1 protein-coding gene is annotated in these 762 nt (G+C 42.3%); it reads left to right on the top strand.

Annotated features, from left to right (window positions below; all coding sequences use genetic code 11):
• A partial coding sequence (locus HLA95_RS30385) for a reverse transcriptase domain-containing protein (RefSeq protein ID WP_222185169.1) occupies positions 1–762 on the top strand: 762 nt, incomplete at both ends.

Raw genomic sequence — 762 nt, forward strand, 5'->3', positions numbered from 1 at the left:
ATACCTACAGTACAAGAGGAAACACCACATGAAAGTGTTCTTGACATCCCATTGCCTCGTCGTAGTGGGAGGATTGTTGAGACTCGTGATGATATTGAACCTTGTGGTCCTACCATGAACATGCCGGTTCCACAACCAGAGCAAAATATCCATGGTGGTACACAAGAATCAACATCTGCACATCGTATCACTGATAATACACAGCCACAGGTAGTGTCTCGTCGTAGTGGGAGGGTTATTCGTCGACCTTTACGGTATACGCTCTTGGGAGAGTCATATGACAGGATCCCTGAGGAGCTAGATACTAATCCCTGTAACTATGATGAAGCACTTGAAGATAAAGATGCGGATCTTTGGCAAAAGGCTATGAAATCTGAGATGGAGTCCATGTACTCTAATCAGGTCTGGGATCTTATAGAACCACCTGAAGGGATTAAACCCATCGGATGCAAGTGGATCTATAAGAAAAAGAAAGGAGCAGACGGAAAGGTTGAAACCTTTAAAGCTAGGCTTGTAGCAAAAGGGTTTACTCAGAAAGAAGGGATCAATTATGAGGAAACTTTTTCGCCGGTAGCCATGCTTAAGTCTATTCGGATTCTTTTATCCATTGCAGCTCATTTCAATTATGAAATTTGGCAAATGGACGTCAAGACAGCATTTCTTAATGGGTATCTTGACGAGTGCATCTATATGATGCAACCAGAAGGTTTTATAGCAAAGGGTCAAGAGCACATGTTGTGCAAGCTTAAGAAATCCATTTAT

Origin of the sequence: Geminicoccus harenae (assembly GCF_019800005.1) — a bacterium.
Lineage (GTDB): Bacteria > Pseudomonadota > Alphaproteobacteria > Geminicoccales > Geminicoccaceae > Geminicoccus > Geminicoccus harenae.